Here is a 23028-nt window from a genome sequence, read left to right on the forward strand (position 1 = left end):
TCAATCCTTGGCTCTTGATTTTTAATAATTTTAGCAGTTTGACGCAGTGGTTGACTGAATGCTCTCATTCCTTGCTGCGCAAGCAATTTCGAATATTTGAGGCTAACTTTGTTAGCCCTATCTCCAACCTTCAAAAGTTCCCCGAACCTTTGAAGCTAGTCAACTGTGCGGAGGTGAGACAAAATCGATTTCTACGAAATCACGATTTTTGTCCCACTCTCTTTTTTGTATTTCACATAGGTTTCACATTGGTCTTGTAAACTAGGAGCATATCAAAGGAGGAATCTTATTACGAAACGTCATTATCAAACGGGAGTTGTTTTCCTTGCGGCATGTGCCTTGTTGGCAGCTTGTGGGTAAAAGTCACAAAAACATTCTATGTCAGATCAACAACCAAAACAAAGTATGTCTGCTAAGGAAGCAGCGGATGCAGCAAAAGGAACTGCAAAAGAGCCAACTGAAGAAGAAATCAAAAAAATGGCAGAAGCACAAGGTATGGTGGATGTGACATCATACAAACTACAAAAAATTGAAGAATACGGTCAAAAGATTGAAGTCGGTGGAAAGAAAATGAACGTCTATGTGGCTGGTAAAGGTACGATTCCGTTGGTTGTATTCCCAGGTTTGGGTGAAATATCTGCTCGCTGGTCTTATAAGAATTTGCTCGATCGCTTGGGTGACAAGTACAAATTGAATGTGGTAGAACCACTTGGTTATGGCCTCAGTGACCAGACAGATAGCCCACGTACGGTGGAAAATACAAGTAAAGAAATCCATACAGCCTTAAGCAAACTTGGCTTGAAAGATTACCATATCCTTGCCCACTCAATGGGTGGTATGTATGCCCTTCAATATGTTAATGACTACCGCAACGAAGTCGCAAGCTTTATCGGTATGGACACCAGCACATCAGGTATAGAAGGCGATAAAGGTGGACAAATCGCAAATCGGAAGCAAACATGGGTACAACGTATCCCAGATGTGGACAAGCATGTCAATGAACAGTACTTCTCACTCGGGCATACCGTTGGGAATAACCCAACTTTGAAAGATGAAGAAAAACGCACCAAAAAATCTAAAAAGCATGACTGGCAAGCAGTTCCCAGAAGGATTCAAAGCCAAATACTTCCTTGCCTCAGAAGTGTCGAAGATATCAAGGCGCGACAAGAAATTTTCCCTAAAATGAAATCATGGGAAGAGCAACATACAGACTTGTCTAAAAATAAAGCAGATGCCTCAACAGAAGTCTTGGAAGGCTCACACCTTAACCTTACCCAATACGAATTACAAAGAACGATTGGCTTTCTCCAGAAACAAAAGCGCAAGCCATCAAGAAATTGGATGCTATGAAGCTGTTAATTGGCTATCCTGATGATTACTCTAATCTCTATCGAGACTACCAATTTGATAGTAAGGCTAGTTCTTTGAAAATAACTATCGCTACAAATACCTGTCTCAAAAACGAAATTTTGAAGGATTTAACCAACCACATCAACGTGATGAGTGGAAGATGAGTGCCAATGCGGTCAATGCCTATTATGATCCAAATGCCAATGCCATCGTCTTTCCAGCAGCTATTCTTCAGGCACCATTTTACGATAAAAACTAATCCATCAGCCAAAATTATGGCGCTATCGGGGGTATTATCGGACACGAGATTTCCTATTCCTTTGACATCAACGGGATGAAGTTTGACGAAAACGGCAATCTCCACAACTGGTGGACGGAAAAAGATTTGGCTAATTATAAAGAAAAAGCCAAGGCTATGGTTGCTCAGTGGGATGGTCTAAAAGTCACTGGTGGTAAGGTCAATGGTCAACAAACCTTGGCTGAGAACATCTCTGATAATGGTGGTGTCATGGTGGCACTGGAAGCCTTGAAGACAGAAGCAAATCTAAATTACAAAGAGTTCTTCCAATCTTGGGCAGCTGTATGGCGCCAAAAAGCGACCAAAGAATTTAGTCAGTTTTCAGTGCAGTCAGATGCGCACTCGCCTTATGAACTACGTGCCAATATCCCTGTTCGCAATTTCAAGGAATTTATGATGCCTTTGGTGTTAAAAAAGGGGACAAGATGTACATGGCACCAGAAAAACGCCTGACTATCTAGTAAGCAGTAGAGTCATGCTAAACTCGCCCTTCTAATAATTGTTCAATAAAAGAAGTCAACTTAAATTGAGTAATTTTTGTTATAATAATATGAATACCTTCATAAATGAAAGTTGAGCCATGTATCCATTTTTCTCACCTGTCCGTACAGGACTCCCTTATCTCCCACTAACACTACAAGTTTTGTCTCTTATTTTACTTATCTTGATAGGTTACGGAGTACACATATGGGGGCAGAAGACAAGTTTTAAATTATTTTGGCGCATCAGTATGATGGTGCAATTAGCAGTAGTCTATACTTGGTTTGTCTGGGCCAGTCTTCCTTTGTCTGAATTACTGCCGCTTTATCACTGTCGGATGGCCATGTTTATCCTATTGTTTTCACCAAAAGGGCGATTTAAAGATTACTTTGCGCTAATTGGGGTTATCGGCTCAATCTTGGCCATGCTTGTACCTGCACTTTATCCGCATCGACTATTGCACCTGACCAATGTTTTCTTTTTCACAGGTCATTTTGGATTATTTGCATTGAGTCTCATGCATCTGAAAACGAGTGATACCGTTGAAGAGATAGACCTGGTCTGGCTGGGACGAATGACAATTTCCTTGAATAGTTTTTTACTGCTTGTCAATCTTTTGACCGATGGAAATTACGGATTCTTGGCGGATACTCCCATTTTACATACGAAAAATGTACTCTTGAACTTGCTATTGGTGAGTGGAGTGTTTATGCTATTACTGACACCGACAGTGGCTCTCTTTCAGAGAAGTTCCTACCGCTCTCAGCTGGTAACGATTGATAAAAAGCCCTAGATTGGGTATAATAATAGAGTTAGAGAACTAGCTCTGCTTTTTTTACGCTGTAGGAGTAAACCAATGTAAAAATCGAGATTAGAATACAGATAGAAAATTGTTGAAAAAGGAAAGAATATGACATTACAAGACGAAATTAAAAAACGCCGTACCTTTGCCATTATCTCTCACCCGGATGCTGGTAAAACGACGATTACAGAGCAATTGCTCTACTTTGGTGGGGAAATCCGTGAAGCTGGGACTGTCAAAGGGAAAAAGACTGGTAACTTTGCCAAGTCTGACTGGATGGATATTGAAAAACAACGTGGTATCTCTGTAACCTCATCTGTTATGCAGTTTGACTATGCTGGAAAACGTGTGAATATCTTGGACACACCAGGGCACGAGGACTTCTCAGAAGATACTTACCGCACACTTATGGCGGTGGATGCGGCTGTCATGGTTGTGGACTCTGCAAAAGGTATCGAGGCACAAACTAAAAAACTCTTTGAAGTTGTCAAACACCGCAACATCCCAATCTTTACATTTATCAATAAATTGGACCGTGACGGACGTGAGCCGCTTGATTTGTTAGAAGAATTGGAAGAAGTGCTCGGCATTGCTTCTTATCCAATGAACTGGCCAATCGGTATGGGGAAATCCTTTGAAGGACTTTATGATTTGCATAATGAACGCCTCGAACTTTACAAGGGTGATGAACGATTTGCAACGATTGAAGAAGGGGATCAGCTTTTTGGAAGCAATCCATTCTATGCGCAAGTTTTAGAAGATATCGAGCTTTTGCAAGAAGCGGGAAATGAGTTTTCACAAGAAGCTATCTTCAATGGCGAATTGACTCCTGTCTTCTTCGGGTCAGCTCTTACCAACTTTGGTGTGCAGACCTTCCTTGACACCTTCTTGGAATTTGCTCCAGAACCGCACGGGCACAAGACGACAGAGGGTCAAGTGATTGACCCGCTCAATCAAGATTTCTCAGGATTTGTCTTTAAAATCCAAGCCAACATGGACCCACGTCACCGTGACCGTATCGCCTTTGTGCGTGTTGTTTCAGGTGAATTTGAACGCGGTATGAGTGTCAATCTTCCTCGTACTGGAAAAGGCGCTAAGCTGTCCAATGTGACCCAGTTCATGGCAGAAAGTCGTGAAAATGTGGAAAATGCTGTGGCTGGAGACATCATCGGTGTCTACGATACAGGGACTTACCAAGTTGGTGATACCTTGACTGTTGGTAAGAACAAGTTTGAATTTGAACCACTTCCAACCTTTACACCGGAAATTTTCATGAAAGTATCTGCAAAAAACGTCATGAAGCAAAAATCATTCCACAAAGGGATTGAGCAATTGGTTCAGGAAGGAGCTATCCAGCTCTACAAAAATTACCAAACCGGCGAGTACATGCTTGGTGCCGTTGGTCAATTGCAGTTTGAAGTCTTCAAACACCGCATGGAAGGCGAGTACAATGCTGAAGTTGTCATGACACCAATGGGTAAAAAGACAGTTCGCTGGATTAAGCCAGAAGATTTGGATGAGCGCATGTCTTCAAGCCGTAATATCTTGGCAAAAGACCGCTTTGACCAGCCAGTCTTCCTCTTTGAAAATGACTTTGCTTTACGCTGGTTTGCAGACAAGTACCCAGACGTAGCTTTAGAAGAAAAAATGTAAAAAAAAAGCTGGAAATTTCCAGCTTTTTTATCGTTTATTACGTACAAAATTCATTAGCAGGCGTGCGACTGTAAACCAGATAAGAATGGAAATCAGACAGAGGAACAGCCAAGTGTGCTCTTTATCCGTGAAGGGAAGTGGAATATTCATTCCGAAGAATCCAGTGATACAGGCTAGAATAGCCAAATTGATGGAAATGACGTTGAGGGCGGTCAAGTTGTCATTCAGATTGTTGTTCAGGACGTTATTGAAAGAGGAGGATAGCTGTGCCAAGATTTGCGAATTGAGCTGGGTCATACTGACCAACTGACGGGCTTCAATCAAGGCATCGGTTAGCTGTTCTTTTTCCACATCGCTGTTGTTTCGCTGACTATAGTGGCTTTCCAGTTGTTCCAAGAGCAGGACATTTTGATTGGAAGCTGCCAGCAGGTAGACAGAGCCCGTTTCCAAGTCAGACATGGCAAGGAGTTTTTTCTTACTGGTCTGCTGGCGGAGCTTGCGATTGAGGACATCCTTTTCGTGGTCAATCTGGTCTACAGCTTGGAAATATTTTTTGGTTAGAAGTGTCAAACCTGCAAAAAGGAAGGTCTTAGCAGACACATTTGGATGGCTTGTCAGGTAGTCCGCTAAAATTTGGTAGACGTAGGCACTTCGTTTATTGGTCATGGAGATGACTTGCTTTCCGCGTAGGACAAATGTCATGGGAACCGTTTCATAATAACCATCGTCCTGCACCAAATCAAGCACATTGAATACCAAAGTTAAGCTGTCCGTGTCGGCTGTGTATTCCATAAAGGCACGCTCGTTTTCATCCAGCGCGTAGTTCAGAATTTCATGGTCGATTTCTTGGGGGATAGATTGAGGGTCGGGACGGTTGTCCATATCCAGATGAATCCATCTGTAGTCCCCAAATATGGTCTCTTGCATGCATTTCTCCTTACAGGTCCTTTGTGGCTTTTATTATACAGAAAAAGAGGACACAATACAAGTTTTGCAGTTTCAAGGAGGTAGGAAAGAAGTCGTGAAATTTTCTCCATTTGAATGAAAAACAAATGAAAGCGTGTTTATGGGAATAAAAATAGCTCTGCCTATCTTTTTAAGCTGCTTTGTGTTACACTAGATAAGTTGTGAAAGAACGACAGAATAAAGCGCGATGAGACAGCTTCGCACTGTCTTTTAGAAAAGGAAATACATTGAAATTTACTGAATTAAACTTATCTGCTGAATTGATGGCAGAAATCGAAAACGCAGGCTTTACAGAGCCATCACCAATCCAAGAACAAACCATTCCACTTGCTTTAGAAGGAAAAGACGTGATTGGTCAAGCCCAAACGGGTACTGGTAAAACAGCTGCCTTTGGCTTTCCAACATTGGAAAAAATCAATACTGAAAATCAAACGATTCAAGCCTTGGTCATTGCACCAACTCGTGAATTAGCTGTGCAATCACAGGAAGAACTCTTCCGTTTTGGTCGTGCAAAAGGTGTTAAAGTTCGTTCTGTCTATGGCGGTTCGTCCATTGAAAAACAAATCAAAGCTCTTCGTTCAGGAGCGCATATTGTCGTAGGTACGCCAGGTCGGCTCCTTGACTTGATTAAGCGTAAGGCTCTTCGTTTGGACAATATCGAAACCTTGATTTTGGATGAAGCGGATGAAATGCTCAACATGGGCTTCTTGGAAGACATCGAAGCTATTATTAGCCGTGTGCCAGAAAGTCGTCAAACGTTGCTCTTCTCGGCAACGATGCCAGATGTGATCAAACGTATCGGGGTTCAATTTATGAAAGAGCCTGAGCATGTTAAAATTGCTGCTAAGGAATTGACGACAGACTTGGTAGACCAGTACTATATTCGTGTGCGTGAAGGTGAAAAATTTGACACCATGACACGTCTCATGGATGTGGACCAACCAGAATTGGCTATCGTTTTTGGCCGTACAAAACGCCGTGTGGATGAATTGACACGTGGTTTGAAAATCCGTGGCTTCCGTGCGGAAGGTATCCATGGTGACTTGGACCAAAACAAACGCCTCCGTGTTCTCCGTGACTTCAAAAATGGAAATCTTGATGTATTGGTAGCAACGGACGTTGCAGCGCGTGGCTTGGACATTTCCGGTGTCACTCATGTCTACAACTATGACATCCCACAAGAAGCGGAAAGCTATGTTCACCGTATTGGTCGTACAGGTCGTGCAGGCCAGTCTGGTCAGTCTATTACCTTTGTCTCACCAAATGAGATGGGTTACTTGGCCATTATTGAAAATACGACGAAGAAACGGATGAAGGGCTTGAAACCAGCGACTGCTGAGGATGCTTTCCAAGCCAAGAAAAAAGTTGCACTCAAGAAGATTGAACGTGATTTTGCAGATGAAAATATCCGTACAAATTTTGAAAAATTTGGTAAGGATGCGCGTGAATTAGCAGCTGAATTTTCACCAGAAGAATTGGCTATGTACATCTTGACCTTAACAGTTCAAGATCCTGAAATGCAAGAAAAAGTTGAAATTGCTCAAGAACGTCCATTGCCATTCAAACCAGCGGGTGGCGGCTTCAAAGGCAAAGGTGGTGGTCAACGCAATGATCGCGGTGGAAATCGTGACCGTAATGACCGCGATCGTGGTGGTTACCGTGGCGACCGTCGACGCGGAGATCGTGATTTCAAACGTCGTGATCGTGATGACCGTGACCGTTTCAAAAAAGACAATCGTCACAAAGACAACAAGAAACCACATAAAAACACATCAAGTGAAAAGAAAACAGGTTTTGTGATCCGCAACAAAGGCGATAAATAAACCTTCCTCCCTGAGAATGCTTTCTGAGGGAGTTTTTTGTGCTATAATTATGGAAAAAGGAGGCAATAAATGAGAGAAAGTCAGAAAACCAACCAAGAGATACTAGATGATTTATTGTCAAAAAATGAGCATCTTATGTGGTCAGGGGCTTGTGCACCCAATAGTCTCAGTCAAAATCCGAATAGAGTGAAGTTTTTTATCCCCTACCTAGAGAAGATCAAATCTTTGAAATTATCTGGAGGATTATTATTGCCCAGTCAGCGTTTTATTGATCGAGCTGTAAAGTTAATCGAATTTCAAAGGGATTCTCCAGAACTATGTTCTTGTCGATTTCTACCAGAAGAAATCGAATTTGACCCAGAACAATTAGAAGCAGGTGGCTATGTTCGTATTACTAAAAGAGCAAGAGGACTTGGGGATACCTATCTAGTAGAGTGTCTTCGTTGCCACCAATGGTATGAAGTTGTAATGAATGAATACCATGCCCTGTGGTGGAAGTGGTCGCCGATAGAAAAAGGAGATTAGCATGGAAGTATCTTACAATCCAATATTGAATGTAAACCAAGTGCTTTCTTTGTATGAAAGCGTCGGCTGGACAAATTATACGAAAAATCCTCAGATGCTAGAAGTAGCACTAGAGCGTTCATTGCTGACGATTGCGGTTTTTGACCAAGAAAGATTGGTGGGGCTATTACGAGCGGTTGGAGATGGGGCATCGATTCTTTTTATACAGGACCTCTTGGTTTTACCAGCTTATCAGAGGCAGGGGATTGGTCGCCAGTTGGTCCAAGCTTGCTTGGCCAACTATCCAGAGGTATACCAAGTGCATCTCTTGACAGACCAGACAGAAAAAACAGCAACTTTCTATCAAAGTTTAGGGTTTCAAGGGGTTGAAGAGCTAGCATGCCGTGCCTTTACATTAGTAAAATAAAAACATCCACAATGCGCATTGTGGATGTTTTTTTATATGGTAGGCTTATGATTTTTTAGAGCCTGACTTGAAAGAAATCATGCCTAAAAGAATGCTCAAACCAATCAATGGCAAAATAGTGACGGCTTCTTGTCCTGTACGTGGCAAGACTTTTTTGTTTTTGCTGCTGTTTGTTTGATTTGGATTGGATGAAGAAACACTTGGTTCAACTGGATCATCTGCTGCTGATGAAGTTGATGTTGATGTGCTAGTCGATGTCGATGTACTTGTTGAAGTAGAAGTTGATGTTGAGCTTGATGAAATTGGAGGTGTATCTTTTTGGTCCAACTTAGCCACCTCATCAGCTGTCATATAAGTTTTCACTTTTTGAGCAGGAACAGTAACAGCATGTCCTTTGCTTTCGAGGTCTTTGATATAGTTGACAAAGGTTTCAGTGTCAGAACTAATCGCTCCAGCCAAGTTTTTGCCAACAAATCCCTTGAAGCCATCGCCTCCGCCAAACAAGAAGTCGTTAATGACCACTTTATAGCTGGCGTTAGGGTCGAGTTCTGTACCGTCACTTTTGTAGACCTTGGCGATTTTATATGGTTGAGCAGGATTGTCTTGGTCTGTATAGATGTAGTGAAGTCCAGAGATTTGAAGGAAGTATTTTTCCTCTTCATCGTATTGTTGGTTGAGAACATCGATGATATCTTGGCCTGTCATATCCACGATTTGCAGGATATTGCCAAAAGGTTGCACCTTTTGAGCAGCTCCCCAAGTGATGGCACCATCTGCCTGGACATCAAGGTCTGCACGGATACCACCGTTATTGGTCATGGCAAAGTCAGCTGCGAAACCAGCCTGTCGTGCCATTTCTAACTGAGCAGTTGTAATCAACTTACCAGCGGGAGATTCTTTATCTTTATCAACTTCGCGACTGATGGTGTTTGCTGGAGTAGCAGTACCGATGCGAGCTTCTGTTACCGGCTTGATACGAGCGTCAGCATCATCGGCAATGGCTTGGATAGCGGCATCAGGTGTCAAGCCACCATTTGGGTCAACGGCTTTGACTTCTGCAGTTGGTACGGCAGTAAAGTCATGGGTTGTCGTGTCAATGGTTCCAGTCACGTTTGCAAAGGCTTTGCCTTGAGAAGTTGCTTGCACAATGCGGGTGTTGCCAACTGTTCCGTTTGTATACATGTGGTTGTGTCCTGCGAAAACAATATCCACACTGTTTTCAGGGTCCATGGCTTGTACATTTTGCATGATAGCAGCCATTTCACCTTGTGCTTGGTCTGCTGAGCTAGTTGCTGGTACGTGAGCCAATACAACGATGGCCTTCACGCCTTGGTCGCGTAATTCTTTGGAATACTTGACGATAGTTTCAGCTTCGTTGAGGAAGGTATAATTTTCGTAGTGTTTTTTCAGAACGAGGTTTGGAATTTCCCCTGTTACTACACCGATAAAACCAATTTTTTCTGTGCTGTTTCCAACTTGAATTTCCTTGATGTCATATGGTTTCCAGTCAGCAAATGGCATATTTCCGTTATCATCTACCACATTAGCAATGACGATAGTCTGTTGGCTGGCTTCGTGTGGATAGCTATCTACGACAGAACCAAATTGACCTGGAGTAGGAGCTTGGCCAGTTAAGATACGGTGGAATTCATCTAGTCCTTCATCGAATTCATGATTTCCAAGCGTACCGTATTGGAATTTCATGGCGTTGAATAGTTTGACGGTTGGTTCATCTTGCAGGAGACCAGAGTTGGCTGGGCTGGCTCCAACCATATCACCAGCCTGTACCCGAATGGAAGTACCGTTAGCATTTGTCGCTAAAAAGTTAGCCTCAGCTTGATTGAGGTAAGAGGAGAGAAGGGCTGCAGTACCTGCACCAGATACTTTTTGTCCATTTTCCAGATAAGCGCTGCCTGTTGTAGTTAGGGCTCCGTGGAAGTCATTGACTCCTAAGATTTGAACAGGGACTTGGTCGGCAGCAATACCAGCACCAATCAATCCGAGACTTAAAAGACTAAGTGCTAGGGCGGATTTTACACGATAATGTTTTTCCATATAATCTTCTCCATTTTGAGATAAAGTGTAGTTCACAAACAATTATAACCTATAAAGCGGTATCATTCAAGATATTATTTTAAAATGGCGAACATTTTTGCTTTTCAAGTATATAAAATATGTATTTGTTCACCTACTTAAAAAGAAGCTAGAGTTTTCTCTAACTTCTTTGAGAGTGAACTAATCTGCTTTACGCTTGAAGAGGAAGGCAAGTATTCCGAGGAAAACTCCTAAGAGAGAAAGGAGGAGGCTAGATTGGCTACCTGTTTTTGGTAAGCTTTCTTTTTCAGAAGTGACCAGGTTGACCGTAGCTTTTTCAGCAGGTTTCATAGCGAGTGGCGTTGTCTTTGTTTCTGGTTTATCTGTTTTATCAGAAGGGGTATCTTGTGCTGGAGTGCGCGTAGTCTCCGTTTTATAGACAATACCATATTGGCTGAAATGAGCTGCAAAGAAGGTCAGTGTTTGTCCGTCTTGTGTAAATGGCAAGGAGATTTTTTCCCCATTTTCAGAGAGATAGAAGACAGATGCGACTGTTTTTCCTTCGTCAATCGGGAGCTGCACCAAAGCAGGTTTTTGGATGTTGGTGACTTGATCGTCCTTATCTAGTAATTCAATATCGTACAGGTCATAGTCCATATTTGCCAGGCTTGCCTTGTCTGAAATTGGACGGACACGCAGGCTATTGATAGTAGAACTGTCTTCTTCGCTGACGCGGACCGAGACGTGTGTCGCAGGGTCGACAAGTGTTTTGGCTGTGACGGTATTTTTTGGGGTGTCCGGTTTGACAGGAGTAGGAGTTTCTTTACTTTTCCTGAAGCGGATCGCTAAAATATTGCTTTCCTCTTTTCCTTCTTCCTTGGTCCGGTAGTAAATCAAATCCCCCAAGTTTTCAGTATCAATGGCAGGCATAACCAATCGACCATCTTCCGTTGTCGTCATCGAAGCCACTTTTTGAGTTCCGAGTCGGTCTTTGTAAAGAGAGACTGTCAGGCCTTTTTTCACATCGGTAAAGGCAACTTGCAATTTGTTGTCTTTCATGATTTTGGCGTAGGCATGACTCATTGGGATGTTGAGGGATTCATCGTCAAATTCTTCGTACATTTTCCAGTTGTAAATCCGGATTGCGCCCCAAGGTGAGCCATTGTCCCGAGTGACGACATCCAAACGCCATTCTTGAGCGGTGATGGGTTTGTCTAGACGGACGTCTGTTACATGGTCTTTGTTGCCGCGGACTTTATGGGCTAGTTTCCATTCGCCAGTTTCCATATCTTTGTAATAGAGATCGAAGTCGCGCGTGTTCATCTTACCGTCAGCTACAGATTCGCCTCCTGCACCGGCGTGTTCAACGACCCAGCGTTTGATAGTGCGGACTGTGGTTAACTTGATGTCTACGTGAGCTTGGTAGGCGTCAATACACCATTTGTCAGAGTTGCTGGTAATGGTACCGTTTAGCATAGAGGTTTCTTGTTCGCTACCGTCTGTTGTTGGGTGAGAAGAACCTGTGACAACTGCGCCGAGGACGACATTTTCTGCGCGTGGTTTTGGCAGGCTGGTATCAGCTGTTTCCATGGTCCAGTCAAAGTCAAATGTAGTGGCTTCGGAACGTTGACCGTTTTGTCCAACTGCGATGACTTTTAGTGTTTGTTTCATCCCTTTGCTGTCTGCTGGGCGAGTCACCTTGCTAAGATAGATAGTTGGGTTGGATGAAGCGGTGAGGATTTGCCACTGGTCACCATATTGTTGGTAGACTTCATAGTAAGCTGTCTTTTCACTTGGTGTGACTTGGACAATGGCTTCGGCTTCTTGTGCATTTACGAGACGTTGGTCTTTGACCTTAGCGCTAGCAGGTGCTGCGGGCTGTTGGTCATTTTCATAGATGGCCAATTGTCCGACATGTAAATTGAAATCCTCTGTTGTTTCTTTATTTGCGATAATCAGCTTGATAGCGAAAATCTTTTGATTGGCGAGAGAAGAGAGGTCGACAACACTAGCAGTCCAGTCTTGGCCAGGAGTGAGGGTAAATTCTTTGAAGCTATTTTTGGCATAATCTGCGGCTGTGCTGACTGCTACTTTTAGGTTGGCTCCTTGGCCGCCTTTGAGGGCAATTTTTAACTTGGTCTTATCTGTTGCCGTAAAGTTTGTGGAGTAGAGCATGATGTCATTGCGGTTATTTTCTTCCAATTTTCCACTAAATTGGATTGAATTTCCCCCATTTAAGGCATCGTCAAAGTCATATTTTCCTTTGAGAGCGGATTTTTTAGCTTCAATCCACCAGCGCCATGTTGGCAAAACTTCTGAAATAGAACGGTAATTCCAGCTATCTTTCTTGCTGACTTTTCCATCTACAAACCATTGTTTACCATGGCCAGTATTGAAATAGGTGTTGAAAAGTGGGCTTGTAATAGGAGTTTTATCTACGACAAAGCGAGCGATAGCAGACCATTCGTGGCTATCATCGGCTGTTTTTGGATTGCCACCTTCGCCGACCCAGAAAATCCCTTCTTGTTCATGGTAATCCGCTCCATCTTTTGAACGCCCCAAAATAGAATCTGGAGTATAGAGTCCAAGCGAGAGAAGTATTTTTTTATCTTTCCCAATCAAGGCTGCACGGTTAATGTAGGTTTTGTAAGAACTTTTTTGTAGTTCCAATCCAGCATAGGCATCGTAAGGATTACGTCCGTGTTCTTTCATGGTTTCGATGGTTTCATTGTTGGTAGATTTACTCCAGTTGAAATTCACAAAGAAGTGGTCAGATGGCAGCTCACCATTTGTATCTGGTTTGACAAAGGTATCATTTGCCTTGCTGACACCGTTGATGTGGTTGCGGTAACCAGAATTGGACATGGCATCATACCAGGAGATACCAATGGGATAGTGTTGTTCTTTAGCATAAGCCTTAGTGTAGAGCATGAATTGGCGCATTTGTTCAGCTTTGCCAGCTAGCCCCCAACCGCTGGTTTCCTGGTTGATAAAGTAGCCGTCAAATCCATAATATTTTGCAATATCTACGATTTTCCGTGCAATTGGGAATGTCTTAGAGCCGGCGCTGTCTTCCTTTATAAAATCAAGGATTTTATCCTGGTCTTCTTGGCTATCTGACCAATTGAAGAAGAGTGTTCCGTAAATGGGAACTCCGTTTCGGTGAGCAGCATCGATGACGTCTGGTGAAGGAACGGGTCCATCCCAGAAAACCATGCTGTCCACATATTGCCAATAATCAAAGGCATAGGTTTTGAAATCATCTCCACCGACAGAGGCGTGGTTGCTATTTTTTGAATTCATGAGCGAAACAGCTTGCACCTTCGCATCTTTAGATGCAAGCGGATTGATGATTTCTCCTTTTTCACGTTTGGCTAATGGCACACTGGCCTTGTTGATAGCATCATCAGGACGAGCATCTGGTTGCCAATCCAAGATGTCATCATTTGTCTTGAATTTGACTTCTTTAGGACGGATGCTGCTAGTTCGCTCGGCATCGATAACTTCTTCAGTAGTTTTATCCGACTCGGCTGGTTTTGATGCAGTATCTGTGGTAGTAGCAGTGGCTGAATCGGTTGGAGTCGGCTCAGTTTTTTTCGCATCGGCAGAAGCGGGTTTGTCTTCTTCCTTATCAACTCCATCTTTGTCTCCCCCATTTACGTCAGAGGGCTCGTCTGTGGTTTCAGAGAGGGTTTCTGGTGCCAAGGTCTCTTCAGTAGAAACTGGTTTCTCTCCTTCTTTTGTAGTGGTAACTGCGGTGACGCTTCGGTCTGGTTGATGTTCTTCGGCGAGAATGTCTTGGGCTAAGGCTTGGTTCAAGGCAATCAATGACAAGCTAGACACACCTAAAACGAGCATTTTTTTCAATGTCATATCTATCCTCCGTATTCCAATCAAGGAATCATAAAGTTAAAACTTCAAAAAGTAAGCGCTTACGATACAAATTATAGTATACTTTCTAAAATAGATATATATCGATAGAAGGTCTTGTTAAGTTTGTGCAAAAAGATATTGAGTTTATTACGTATTTTATATTGGAAATATATATATGCACCCTTTCAGGGCGAGGTGCAACTAAAAAAACAGGGCTATTCCCTGTTTTTGTGTTCTTGAATGTAGGCTAACTTAGCCTGTCGTGTTTTCTTTTTAAAGAGAGCTTCGGCGGACATGGCGGCGTTTTTGCTGTCAAATTCTTTCCAGTAGAGAAGGGAGACAGGGAGGCGGGTTTTGGTGTATTTGGCCCCTTTTCCAGCATTGTGTGTTCGAATGCGGCGCTCTAAGTCTGTGGTATAGCCGGTGTAGAGGCTGCCGTCTGCGCATTCGACCACGTACATATAGGCCTTATTTTCCATAGTAAATCTCGTGGATTTCATCTGTATAATCGCCATTTTCTTTGTGGACAACCAAGGGTGGTAGAATTTTCAATCCTTGTGTGGAGCCATCTTTGATGGCCTCAATCAAGAGCATGTTGGCTTCTTTACTAGACTTGGGATAGACAAATTGAATCCGTTTGGGTGCCAAATTGTAGCCTTTCATGGTCTCTAGGATATCTAAAAACCGGTCTGGACGATGGACCATAGCCAGACGACCATTTGACTTCAAAACTTGTTGCGCAGTTTGGCAGATAGCGTCAAGATTAGTCGTGATTTCGTGCCGAGCCAGTAGATAATGCTGGCTTTCATTAAGATTGGATTGCTCATCGACTTTGAAATAGGGAGGATTACAGAGAATGAGGTCCACCTGTGAACGCTCCATGTGCTGGGTCAGGTGACTCAGATCGTCCTTGATGACCGACACTTGCTCCTCTAGTTGATTGAGGGCGATAGACCTGCGATTCATATCAGCCAATCGTTCCTGAATTTCTACCTGCACAATCCGTGCTTTTGTCATGGTGGAGGCAAAAAGTCCTACTGCCCCGTTGCCACTACAAAGGTCTACAATCAGCCCGTGGCTAGGTAATTTTGGAAAGCGAGATAGGAGGACGCTATCCACGGAGTAGCTGAAAACCTCGCGATTTTGAATAATTTTTACATCTGTTGAAAAGAGCTGGTCAATGCGCTCTCCGTCTAATAATACTTGGTTCGTCATAAAAACATTATAGCATAGGACAGTGTGTCAGCAGAAAGAAAATTACTGAAAAGAAGTGGAAATATGATATAATAAAGAGTATTTGAAAAGGAGAGTATATGTTTTATTCATTTTTGAGAAATCTATTGGTCTTTCTACTCTGGGTAGTAAATGGCAATGTTCACTACCATGATAAGGAAAATATTTTACCCCAAGACGAGAACTATATTCTTGTCGCTCCCCATAAAAATTTTTGGGATCCGATTTTCCTAGGATTTGGTGCCGCACCCAAGCAATTTATCTTTATGGCTAAAAAAGAGCTCTTCAGCAACCGTGGTTTTGGTTGGTGGATTCGCAAGTGCGGAGCCTTTCCAGTTGACCGTGAAAATCCAAGTCAGGCTGTTCTCAAGTATTCGGTTAAAATGCTGAAAAAAAGCAATCGCTCTTTGGTTATGTTTCCATCGGGAAGTCGTCATAGTAGCGAGCTCAAGGGTGGTGTGGCTGTTATCGCCAAGACTGCGAAAGTTAAAATCATGCCTGCCAATTATGTCGGACCAACTGCCTTGAAAGGTTTGCTGACGGGTGAACGTGTGGACGTCGTATTTGGCAATCCAATTGATGTTTCAGATATTAAACGCATGGATGAAGCAGGAATTGCAGAAGTCAATCGCCGTATTGAGTCAGAATTTCATCGTCTGGATGCACTGGCGACTTCCTATCAAACGACTAAAAAATTGAATCTGTTGACCTACATCTATCGAGTTCCAATTATCATTATCGTATTATTGGTCTTGTTGCTGACCTACCTTGGAAGCTATATCGCCAGTTTCTTCATCAATCCAGATATTAAATTAGAAGAAAAAAGCTGAGACTTTTGTCCAGTTTTTTTCTTTTTTCTCCGAATAGATAAAGCAGGAGGAGTTTATGCAAGAAACAATTTTAGAATTTATCAAAGAATACAAGTGGCAGGCTGGTTTGGTCAGTTTGGCGGTGCTTGTCGGAGGTTTTATTGTCTTTAGTCAGCCGGATAAAAGTGAGCAACAATCCGTTCTAGTGGCAGCTGTTCCTAAAACTGAAATGACGAGTTCGTCCAGCTCTCAAAAAAAGGATAAGGAGGAAAAGTTAGATGAAAAGGGAAGCAGCACCATTCTGGTTGATGTCAAGGGAGCCGTTGCTAAACCCGGGCTCTATGAATTAAAGGCTGGCGCACGTGTAAATGATGCCCTCACAGCAGCAGGAGGCTTTGCTGCAAATGCAGACCAGAAGTCCATTAACCTAGCCCAAAAGGTGTCAGATGAAGCGGTGGTCTATGTCGCTGCTAGTGGGGAAAATATTTCGGTAGTGAATAGCTCGGCAAAGACGGATACGAGCAGCGCTGAAGCAGAATCAGCCGATACGGATTTGGTTAATTTGAACACAGCGACAGAAGCTGATTTGCAGACTATCACAGGGATTGGAGCCAAACGAGCGGCGGATATCATTGCCTACCGAGAAGCTAATGGCGGCTTCAAATCCGTTGACGATCTCAACCAAGTTTCGGGGATTGGCGGCAAGACTCTGGAAAATATTCGTCCGTATGTCACAGTGGATTAAAAAAACAGGAATTGTCCCCATTCATCTCGCCCTTGTGCTGGTCGCCTATTATTTTCTCCTTTTCCGATTTTCAGTCTGGTCGGTGCTGGTAGCGGCTGGCCTAACTATCCGATTTCTGAACATTTACCGAAGAAAATGGCGGCTAGTCTTGCCGATTTTACTCTTTTGTCTTCTCTTTTTTGGCGGTGAAAAATGGCTGGCGCTGACAAGAGAAGCAGCTGCCCCAGACCAAGTTTCACAACTAGTCATCCTTCCCGATACCATTAAGGTTAATGGAGACAGCCTATCCTTTCGAGGTCAGTCTCGGAGGCAAACCTATCAAGTGTTTTACAAACTAAAGACTCAAGAAGAGCAGGCCTATTTTCAGAATCTGACCCAATTGATGTCAATAGAAGTTGAAGCCACGGTGGAAAAACCAGCTGGGAGGCGCAATTTCAATGGATTTGATTATGCTGCCTATTTGTGGACACAAGGGATTTACAGGACGGTTAGGATTGAAAAGATAAAGGCGATTGCTCCGCAAAGGAGCTGGAATCCTCTGGAATGGATTTCGAGTTGGCGTAGACAAGCTTTGGTTCATATCAAACAGACCTTTCCCAGCCCAATGAATCATTATATGACCGGGCTTTTATTTGGTCATCTGGATAGTGATTTTGATGAGATGAGCGATATTTACAGTAGCTTGGGAATTATCCATCTTTTTGCCCTATCGGGTATGCAAGTTGGCTTTTTTATGGACCTTTTTAGGCGATTGCTTCTGCGTTGTGGGCTGCAGCGGGAAATCGTGGACTGGTTGCAGTTGCCGATTTCTTTTGTCTATGCAGGTTTGACAGGCTATTCGGTATCGGTTATCCGCTCGCTTATTCAAAAAATAGTGGGGAATTTTGGCGTGACACGTCTGGACAATCTTGCTCTAACGACCATGCTTTGTTTTCTAATCGCCCCACATTTCCTCTTGACAGCAGGAGGAGTGCTGAGCTTCACTTACGCTCTCTTACTGACCGTTTTTGACTTTGAAAAATTATCCGGTTACAAGAAAATACTGACAGAAAGTCTGACTTTGTCAGTAGGAGTTCTGCCTGTTTTGATTTTTTATTTCTACAGTTTTCAGCCGGTTTCCATCCTGCTGACCTTTGTTTTTTCTTTCTTGTTTGACAGTCTGCTCTTGCCTGGACTGACAGCTATTTTTCTGGTTTCTGCCATTTATCCCTTGACCCAGATCAATATTTTCTTTTCCTTTTTGGAAAAAATCATGCTGGCGCTGGCAGATTGTTTTCCCCATCCTTTGGTGTTTGGCAAGCCAGATATTCCTATTTTGCTGGCGCTTCTCATCTTACTGGGGATGACATATGATTTGTGGGGGCAGAAAAAATGGACGCCGGGGCTACTTGCTTGTGCAGCTCTGCTTTTTTTCCTCACAAAAAATCCTCCCAGTAATGAAATAACGGTGGTGGATATCGGTCAGGGAGATAGTATTTTTTTGCGGGATAAGACGGGGAAAAATATGTTGATTGACGTGGGTGGTCGGGTGAGTTTTGCGGCTAAGGAGGGCTGGCAGGCCAAAAATCAGGAAGTCAATGCGGAGCGGACGCTCATTCCTTATCTGCGTAGTCGGGGTATTGGGCAGATAGATAGTCTGGTTTTGACCCATACCGATACGGACCATGTGGGGGATTTACTGGCTGTTAGTAAGGCTTTTCGGATTGGGACGATTTACGTGTCTCTGGGGAGTTTGAACAAGGCGGATTTTGTAGAAACTCTCAGAAAAACTGGAGCTCATGTAGAGGCGGTTGAGGCGGGTCATCAGTTTTCGATTTTTGGTTCCAACTTGCAAGTTCTCTATCCTTTTGGCGCAGGAGACGGTGGAAATAATGACTCTGTGGTCTTGTATGGGCAGCTCTTGGATAAGCGATTTTTATTCACGGGCGATTTGGAAAAAGAGGGGGAGGAGCAGTTGATTGAAGCCTATCCTGATCTGGCAGTAGACGTCTTGAAGGCAGGGCACCATGGCTCAAAAGGTTCATCTGACCCCGCATTTTTAGACCATATTAAGGCTAAGGTGGCCTTGATTTCCGCTGGAGAAAAGAATCGCTACCAACATCCTCATGAGGAAACCTTGGCACGATTTTCAGACCAAAATATGGCTGTTTTTCGTACAGACCAACAAGGCGCTATCCGTTTCTACGGCTGGAATACATGGAAGTTGGAGACGGTAAGGTAGCGTAGCAATGATTTTCCATTTTCTCAGAAAACTTGTATAATAGTGTATCTAAGAAATGGAGAAAATAGATGATAATCGACTTTAAAGAAGTATCCACAGCCGGCCTTGAAAGCTCGCCAGTAGCGCTGCCTTGGCCGGTATGCGTGCCGATGAAGCCCGTTATTTTTGGAATAAATACAAGGTGGCATTCGAGACGACACCTGTATCCGAGAAGCCGGACCTGATGGCAGACATTGACCGCTTGCTCAAAGAAGAGCGGGATTTGACCTTCGCAGTCAAGCCTCTGGAAATTTCCCAGCTGTTTTTGGAGGACCATATCCTGTGGACGCACGTATTTTACGAGGATGGACTAGCCATCAATATCTTGTACGATATGGATGACCGCAAAAAGCAGGCAGTTGGTCTCAAGCTGTCTGACAGCATGGAAGTACCGAGTGAGTTGGTAGACCAGTTCAAGTTTGCCCGTCAGAAGTCCAAGCTGGCTGGCACCATTCGTGGGTCTTACTTTACCCTCAAAAAAGACCATCAAAGCATGATGAATCGCTGGCTGGACAAGCTACTAGGGACTACCGATACAGGTCTTGAAAAGAAGCTGGGTCTACAGCGGTTTGATAAAAAAGCGGTGCTAGTAGCAAGCAAGGAAGTGTCACCTTTTGATGGCTGGCTTGATTTTACCAGTGCTGAACTGGCTCAAGCCGACCTCCTTGTCGCCTATGTCTATGACTTGGCACAAATGAAATCGGTCGTCGAGCAGGTCTTGGAAAATAAATCATTGGCGGATAATGGGCAGCTTTTCTTGGCTTATCCCAAGCAAAAAAATCCACTCGGGCAGCTTTTAAAAAAGTAGCTGATTATGCTGAGCGGATTGAGGATATTCGTCAGGCACTTGTAGGAAACCAAACGGCTCTGAATTTTTACGACAGTCTGACATCGGGCTACCAAAAAGACTGGGCTCGTTACGTCTTTTCAGCCAAGCAAGAAGCCACTCAAACCAAACGGAAGGCTGAAATGGTCGACATATTGAACAAAGGTTTTAAAACTCGTCAGCTTTACCAAGCCTCCTTGAAGAAGTGAGGGAGGATACAAAAATATAGTAACTAAAAAGATTAGAACGGTTGTTCTAGTCTTTTTAGGTTAAAAAAATCAAAAAAAAGGCTTGACATGGAACGCGTTCCAGCAGTTAGAATGAAATCATAAATGGAAAGTGAGGCAATACAAATGAACATCAAGCGTATTTTTGTGGATATGGATGGGACTTTACTGAATAGTCAAGGACGAGTAAGTAAGTCCAATGCTGACCTGATTCGTCAGGCTCAAATTCCTGTGACTTTGGTATCAGCGCGTTCTCCTATGGAGATGAGAGAAGCGATTGAGGCGCTAGATTTATCGGATGTGCAGGTGGGTTTTAATGGCGGGTTGATTTATCGCTGGCAAAATGGCTGCGTGCAACCACTCCATGCGGAAGTTATTCAGCAACAAACAACTGCGGAAATCTTGCACCAGGTGAGAAAGCATTTTCCGTTTGTCAGTCTTTCTTACTATGATCTGAACAACTGGTATTGTGATAAAATAGATGAAGGTATCCGCTATGAATATGAATTAACCAAGTGTCAACCGACTTTCATAACAGATGGTACAATTTTTCTCAAAGGCGGGATAAACATTTTCAAAATCATGATGATTACCTTCGAGGAGGAAACCATGCAGATTTTGGAGAAGTTTTTACAGAGTTTATCCATCGAGGCGGTCAGTATCCAGCGCTCGGGGAAATTTTATCTAGAGATTACCCATGCTCATGCGAAAAAGTCAAAAGGAATTAACTATATTTTCAAAAAAGAAAAGCTGAGTAAGACTACTACAGCCGCATTTGGAGATGGGCATAATGACATTCCAATGCTAGAAATTGTGGGGTATCCGATTGTTATGGAAAATGCGATGGCGGATATCAAGACGATAGCTTATCAAGTAACCAAGTCAAATGATGATGATGGTGTAGGGTATGGCATCCATCAGTTTTTGAAGTAGTAATGAGAGAAAGGAGTCAGGAATGACCTCTATCAGTGATATAGCAAAGAAAGTTGGCGTTGCAAAGTCAACAGTCTCTCGTGTTTTGAATAATCATCCACATGTATCTGTTGAAACTAGAAGAAAGGTACTTGCAGCAATGTCGGAGTTAGATTTTGCCCCTAATCAGGTTGCAAGAGATCTAGCCCGTGGAAAAACATTCAAGGTAGGAGTTGTCATTCCGCATACACGACATCCATATTTTACCCATTTGATCAATGGTTTGTTGGACGCGGCTAAGCTATCAGACTATCAATTGGTCATGATGCCGTCGGATTATCACCGGACATTGGAACGTTCCTATTTGGAGCAATTACGGCAAGGAGCTATTGATGCTTTGATTTTCACTTCACGTGCACTTGAGATAGACGAGATTGAAAACTATGCAAAATATGGACAAATTGTGCTTTGTGAAAAATTACTAGAGCAAACTAGCCTATCATCTGCTTATGTAAATCGATTGCCCTCCTATCGGGAAATGTTTGAAGCTGTCAGTCAACAAGGGTTGACACAGGGAGTCTTACTTTTTTCACGGAATAATTCAGACTCTGCCACATGGAAAGCAGCCACTCAAGCATTTGAAGAAGTGTTTGAAGAGCTGCCATTGGCGACATTTGGTCAGATACATGATATCCAAGACGGGTTAAACATTGTAGACGAGTTGATAAAATTTCCACGACTGGAGTGGATTTTAGCTACCAGTGATGATGTAGCTGCAGGTATCCGCGAGGCCTACCAATCTTTGGACATACCTTGCCCAGTTTTAATCGGTCAGGAAAATCTTTTGTCTAGTAAATTGCTAGGGATGGCTACTATAGACCACCAATCTTACCAACTTGGAAAATTGGCATTTTCACAAGCACTATCGAAGCAAGTCGGACAGAAGCAATTGTTGTCGAAATGTATTTTCAGATAACGAAAAGTCTAGATAGGTAAGTTTTTATGTTATAATTATTGTCTGGAAAAGGAGAATCGATGTTTCAAAGAGATGATTTTTCGACTCGTTTGCTGGAGTTAGGGGTAAAACCTGGTATGCGTGTTTTGGATGTTGGGTGTGGGAACGGCGAGTTTACTCGTCTTGCTGCTGAAGTGCTGGGTGCAAACGGTCAGCTTATCGGCATAGACCAGAATAGTGGGGCTCTGTCTCAGGCAAAAGGGGTCGAAAGCCTCCTTCCTATTCAATACCTAGAAGCGGATATAGCAGCTCTGCTATTTGACAAGGCGAGCTTTGATGCTATCATCGGTCGACGCGTGCTGATGTATCAGAAAAATCCGCTAGAAATTCTAGCCTATTTGCGACAATTTCTAAAGCCGGGTGGTATCCTGCTCTTTCAAGAGAGTGATGCTGAGAGTATGCGTTTGAAAAATGAGCAGTTTACCCAACTTAATCAAGCTCAAGAAATGGTTTGGGAAACGGTCGCGCGTGAAGGTGGGCATATTCATATAGGAAGTCAGCTGTATGGTATGATGGCAAAACCCGATTTACAGGTTGAGCACTTGATTTCAGAAAATGTCCTTCAGACCAAGGAAACGGGCACTGACCTCGGTTGGCTTTTGGATGTGATGCGTGGTCGGATTAGTCAGCATTTTGATATGAGTCAGCTAGACACAGCTAATTTCCAAACTGAACTAGAAACAGTTGATCAGGCATTTGTACGCGATATTCATTACGGCATTGTTGGTAGAAATATGTAAGGGCGGCTTGTCACTGAAGAAATTTCCAGATTCAAGTAAGCAATGCACCTG

18 protein-coding genes and 3 pseudogenes are annotated in these 23028 nt (G+C 43.2%); 16 read left to right on the plus strand and 5 right to left on the minus strand.

Annotation, left to right across the window (positions count from 1 at the left end; all coding sequences use genetic code 11):
- The first annotated feature begins 378 nt into the window (after window positions 1-378).
- The 5 genes and pseudogenes from ABID27_RS00895 (at window position 379) to ABID27_RS00915 (ending at window position 4583) form a co-directional block, all read left to right on the plus strand.
- Window positions 379-1350 carry an alpha/beta fold hydrolase gene (locus ABID27_RS00895; protein WP_354279599.1) on the plus strand — a complete coding sequence of 324 codons (972 nt, stop codon included), beginning with the start codon at window positions 379-381 and terminating at the stop codon, window positions 1348-1350.
- The gene (locus ABID27_RS00900; RefSeq protein WP_354279936.1) at window positions 1284-1514 is read left to right on the plus strand and encodes a hypothetical protein; all 231 of its coding nucleotides are present in this window, start codon (window positions 1284-1286) and stop codon (window positions 1512-1514) included. The genes ABID27_RS00895 and ABID27_RS00900 overlap by 67 nt, the downstream gene beginning before the upstream one ends.
- Window positions 1511-2101, plus strand: a pseudogene (locus tag ABID27_RS00905) (M13-type metalloendopeptidase). The gene ABID27_RS00900 and the pseudogene ABID27_RS00905 overlap by 4 nt, the downstream one beginning before the upstream one ends.
- Window positions 2102-2228: 127 nt before the next feature.
- Window positions 2229-2921 (plus strand): TMEM164 family acyltransferase, encoded by a 693-nt coding sequence (locus ABID27_RS00910; protein ID WP_253362597.1) that lies wholly within the window; start codon window positions 2229-2231, stop codon window positions 2919-2921.
- A 117-nt stretch (window positions 2922-3038) separates the two neighbouring features.
- Window positions 3039-4583, plus strand: a complete 1545-nt coding sequence (locus ABID27_RS00915) for a peptide chain release factor 3 (protein WP_253362599.1) — start codon at window positions 3039-3041, stop codon at window positions 4581-4583.
- Window positions 4584-4610: 27 nt separating this feature from the next.
- Here the strand turns inward: ABID27_RS00915 and ABID27_RS00920 are convergent, their stop codons facing one another.
- Window positions 4611-5510, minus strand: coding sequence for a magnesium transporter CorA family protein (locus tag ABID27_RS00920; protein WP_253362601.1), 900 nt, complete (start codon window positions 5508-5510; stop codon window positions 4611-4613).
- A gap of 266 nt (window positions 5511-5776) precedes the next feature.
- Here ABID27_RS00920 and cshA point away from each other — a divergent pair, with 266 nt between their 5' ends.
- From cshA to ABID27_RS00935, 3 genes are all read left to right on the plus strand, one after another.
- Window positions 5777-7372 carry a degradosome RNA helicase CshA gene (gene cshA, locus ABID27_RS00925; RefSeq protein ID WP_354279602.1) on the plus strand — a complete coding sequence of 532 codons (1596 nt, stop codon included), beginning with the start codon at window positions 5777-5779 and terminating at the stop codon, window positions 7370-7372.
- A gap of 69 nt (window positions 7373-7441) precedes the next feature.
- Entirely contained in the window at window positions 7442-7897 is a 456-nt protein-coding gene (locus ABID27_RS00930; protein ID WP_354279604.1) for a hypothetical protein, read from the plus strand.
- A gap of 1 nt (window position 7898) precedes the next feature.
- Complete coding sequence (locus ABID27_RS00935; RefSeq protein ID WP_253362607.1) at window positions 7899-8303, plus strand: GNAT family N-acetyltransferase; 405 nt, start codon at window positions 7899-7901, stop codon at window positions 8301-8303.
- A 45-nt stretch (window positions 8304-8348) separates the two neighbouring features.
- On the opposite strand, the gene ABID27_RS00940 is transcribed toward ABID27_RS00935, so the two are convergent.
- The 4 genes from ABID27_RS00940 to ABID27_RS00955 form a co-directional block, all read right to left on the minus strand.
- Window positions 8349-10358 (minus strand): 5'-nucleotidase C-terminal domain-containing protein, encoded by a 2010-nt coding sequence (locus ABID27_RS00940; protein ID WP_354279606.1) that lies wholly within the window; start codon window positions 10356-10358, stop codon window positions 8349-8351.
- Between the two features lie 180 nt (window positions 10359-10538).
- On the minus strand, window positions 10539-14210 hold the full coding sequence (locus tag ABID27_RS00945) for an endo-beta-N-acetylglucosaminidase (protein WP_354279608.1): 3672 nt from the start codon (window positions 14208-14210) through the stop codon (window positions 10539-10541).
- Between the two features lie 215 nt (window positions 14211-14425).
- The gene (locus ABID27_RS00950; protein ID WP_253363283.1) at window positions 14426-14689 is read right to left on the minus strand and encodes a GIY-YIG nuclease family protein; all 264 of its coding nucleotides are present in this window, start codon (window positions 14687-14689) and stop codon (window positions 14426-14428) included.
- Window positions 14679-15425: a tRNA1(Val) (adenine(37)-N6)-methyltransferase gene (locus ABID27_RS00955; RefSeq protein WP_354279610.1), complete on the minus strand. Its 747-nt coding sequence runs from the start codon at window positions 15423-15425 to the stop codon at window positions 14679-14681. The genes ABID27_RS00950 and ABID27_RS00955 overlap by 11 nt, the downstream gene beginning before the upstream one ends.
- A gap of 98 nt (window positions 15426-15523) precedes the next feature.
- Between ABID27_RS00955 and ABID27_RS00960 the strand changes: the two genes are divergently transcribed.
- From ABID27_RS00960 to ABID27_RS00995, 8 genes and pseudogenes are all read left to right on the plus strand, one after another.
- A complete protein-coding gene (locus ABID27_RS00960) occupies window positions 15524-16273 on the plus strand; it encodes a lysophospholipid acyltransferase family protein (protein ID WP_253362615.1) in 750 nt (249 codons plus the stop codon).
- Window positions 16274-16328: 55 nt separating this feature from the next.
- A complete protein-coding gene (locus tag ABID27_RS00965) occupies window positions 16329-16997 on the plus strand; it encodes a helix-hairpin-helix domain-containing protein (protein WP_253362617.1) in 669 nt (222 codons plus the stop codon).
- Window positions 16981-19218 (plus strand): DNA internalization-related competence protein ComEC/Rec2, encoded by a 2238-nt coding sequence (locus ABID27_RS00970; RefSeq protein ID WP_354279613.1) that lies wholly within the window; start codon window positions 16981-16983, stop codon window positions 19216-19218. Before ABID27_RS00965 ends, ABID27_RS00970 begins: the two co-directional genes overlap by 17 nt.
- A 68-nt stretch (window positions 19219-19286) precedes the next feature.
- A pseudogene (locus ABID27_RS00975) lies at window positions 19287-19777 on the plus strand (DUF8821 family protein); the annotation flags it as partial.
- Between the two features lie 314 nt (window positions 19778-20091).
- Window positions 20092-20292: a YdeI/OmpD-associated family protein gene (locus ABID27_RS00980; RefSeq protein ID WP_354279938.1), complete on the plus strand. Its 201-nt coding sequence runs from the start codon at window positions 20092-20094 to the stop codon at window positions 20290-20292.
- Between the two features lie 144 nt (window positions 20293-20436).
- Window positions 20437-21243: an HAD family hydrolase gene (locus ABID27_RS00985; protein ID WP_354279615.1), complete on the plus strand. Its 807-nt coding sequence runs from the start codon at window positions 20437-20439 to the stop codon at window positions 21241-21243.
- A 19-nt stretch (window positions 21244-21262) separates the two neighbouring features.
- Window positions 21263-22198: pseudogene (locus ABID27_RS00990) on the plus strand (LacI family DNA-binding transcriptional regulator); the annotation flags it as partial.
- 59 nt (window positions 22199-22257) lie between these two features.
- A complete protein-coding gene (locus ABID27_RS00995; protein ID WP_354279617.1) occupies window positions 22258-22977 on the plus strand; it encodes a methyltransferase domain-containing protein in 720 nt (239 codons plus the stop codon).
- Window positions 22978-23028: the final 51 nt, after the last annotated feature.

This window comes from Streptococcus gallinaceus (genome assembly GCF_040545695.1).
Lineage (GTDB): Bacteria > Bacillota > Bacilli > Lactobacillales > Streptococcaceae > Streptococcus > Streptococcus gallinaceus.

What these genes read in the sequence shown, in the direction of transcription:
- ABID27_RS00960 (WP_253362615.1), top strand. Translation starts at nt 15,524, where the DNA reads ATGTTTTATTCATTTTTGAGAAATCTATTGGTCTTTCTACTCTGGGTA.
- ABID27_RS00940 (WP_354279606.1), bottom strand. Translation starts at nt 10,358, where the DNA reads ATGGAAAAACATTATCGTGTAAAATCCGCCCTAGCACTTAGTCTTTTA.
- ABID27_RS00970 (WP_354279613.1), top strand. Translation starts at nt 16,981, where the DNA reads ATGTCACAGTGGATTAAAAAAACAGGAATTGTCCCCATTCATCTCGCC.
- ABID27_RS00910 (WP_253362597.1), top strand. Translation starts at nt 2,229, where the DNA reads ATGTATCCATTTTTCTCACCTGTCCGTACAGGACTCCCTTATCTCCCA.
- ABID27_RS00955 (WP_354279610.1), bottom strand. Translation starts at nt 15,425, where the DNA reads ATGACGAACCAAGTATTATTAGACGGAGAGCGCATTGACCAGCTCTTT.
- ABID27_RS00930 (WP_354279604.1), top strand. Translation starts at nt 7,442, where the DNA reads ATGAGAGAAAGTCAGAAAACCAACCAAGAGATACTAGATGATTTATTG.
- ABID27_RS00945 (WP_354279608.1), bottom strand. Translation starts at nt 14,210, where the DNA reads ATGACATTGAAAAAAATGCTCGTTTTAGGTGTGTCTAGCTTGTCATTG.
- ABID27_RS00915 (WP_253362599.1), top strand. Translation starts at nt 3,039, where the DNA reads ATGACATTACAAGACGAAATTAAAAAACGCCGTACCTTTGCCATTATC.
- ABID27_RS00895 (WP_354279599.1), top strand. Translation starts at nt 379, where the DNA reads ATGTCAGATCAACAACCAAAACAAAGTATGTCTGCTAAGGAAGCAGCG.
- ABID27_RS00950 (WP_253363283.1), bottom strand. Translation starts at nt 14,689, where the DNA reads ATGGAAAATAAGGCCTATATGTACGTGGTCGAATGCGCAGACGGCAGC.
- ABID27_RS00985 (WP_354279615.1), top strand. Translation starts at nt 20,437, where the DNA reads ATGAACATCAAGCGTATTTTTGTGGATATGGATGGGACTTTACTGAAT.
- ABID27_RS00920 (WP_253362601.1), bottom strand. Translation starts at nt 5,510, where the DNA reads ATGCAAGAGACCATATTTGGGGACTACAGATGGATTCATCTGGATATG.
- ABID27_RS00935 (WP_253362607.1), top strand. Translation starts at nt 7,899, where the DNA reads ATGGAAGTATCTTACAATCCAATATTGAATGTAAACCAAGTGCTTTCT.
- ABID27_RS00995 (WP_354279617.1), top strand. Translation starts at nt 22,258, where the DNA reads ATGTTTCAAAGAGATGATTTTTCGACTCGTTTGCTGGAGTTAGGGGTA.
- ABID27_RS00965 (WP_253362617.1), top strand. Translation starts at nt 16,329, where the DNA reads ATGCAAGAAACAATTTTAGAATTTATCAAAGAATACAAGTGGCAGGCT.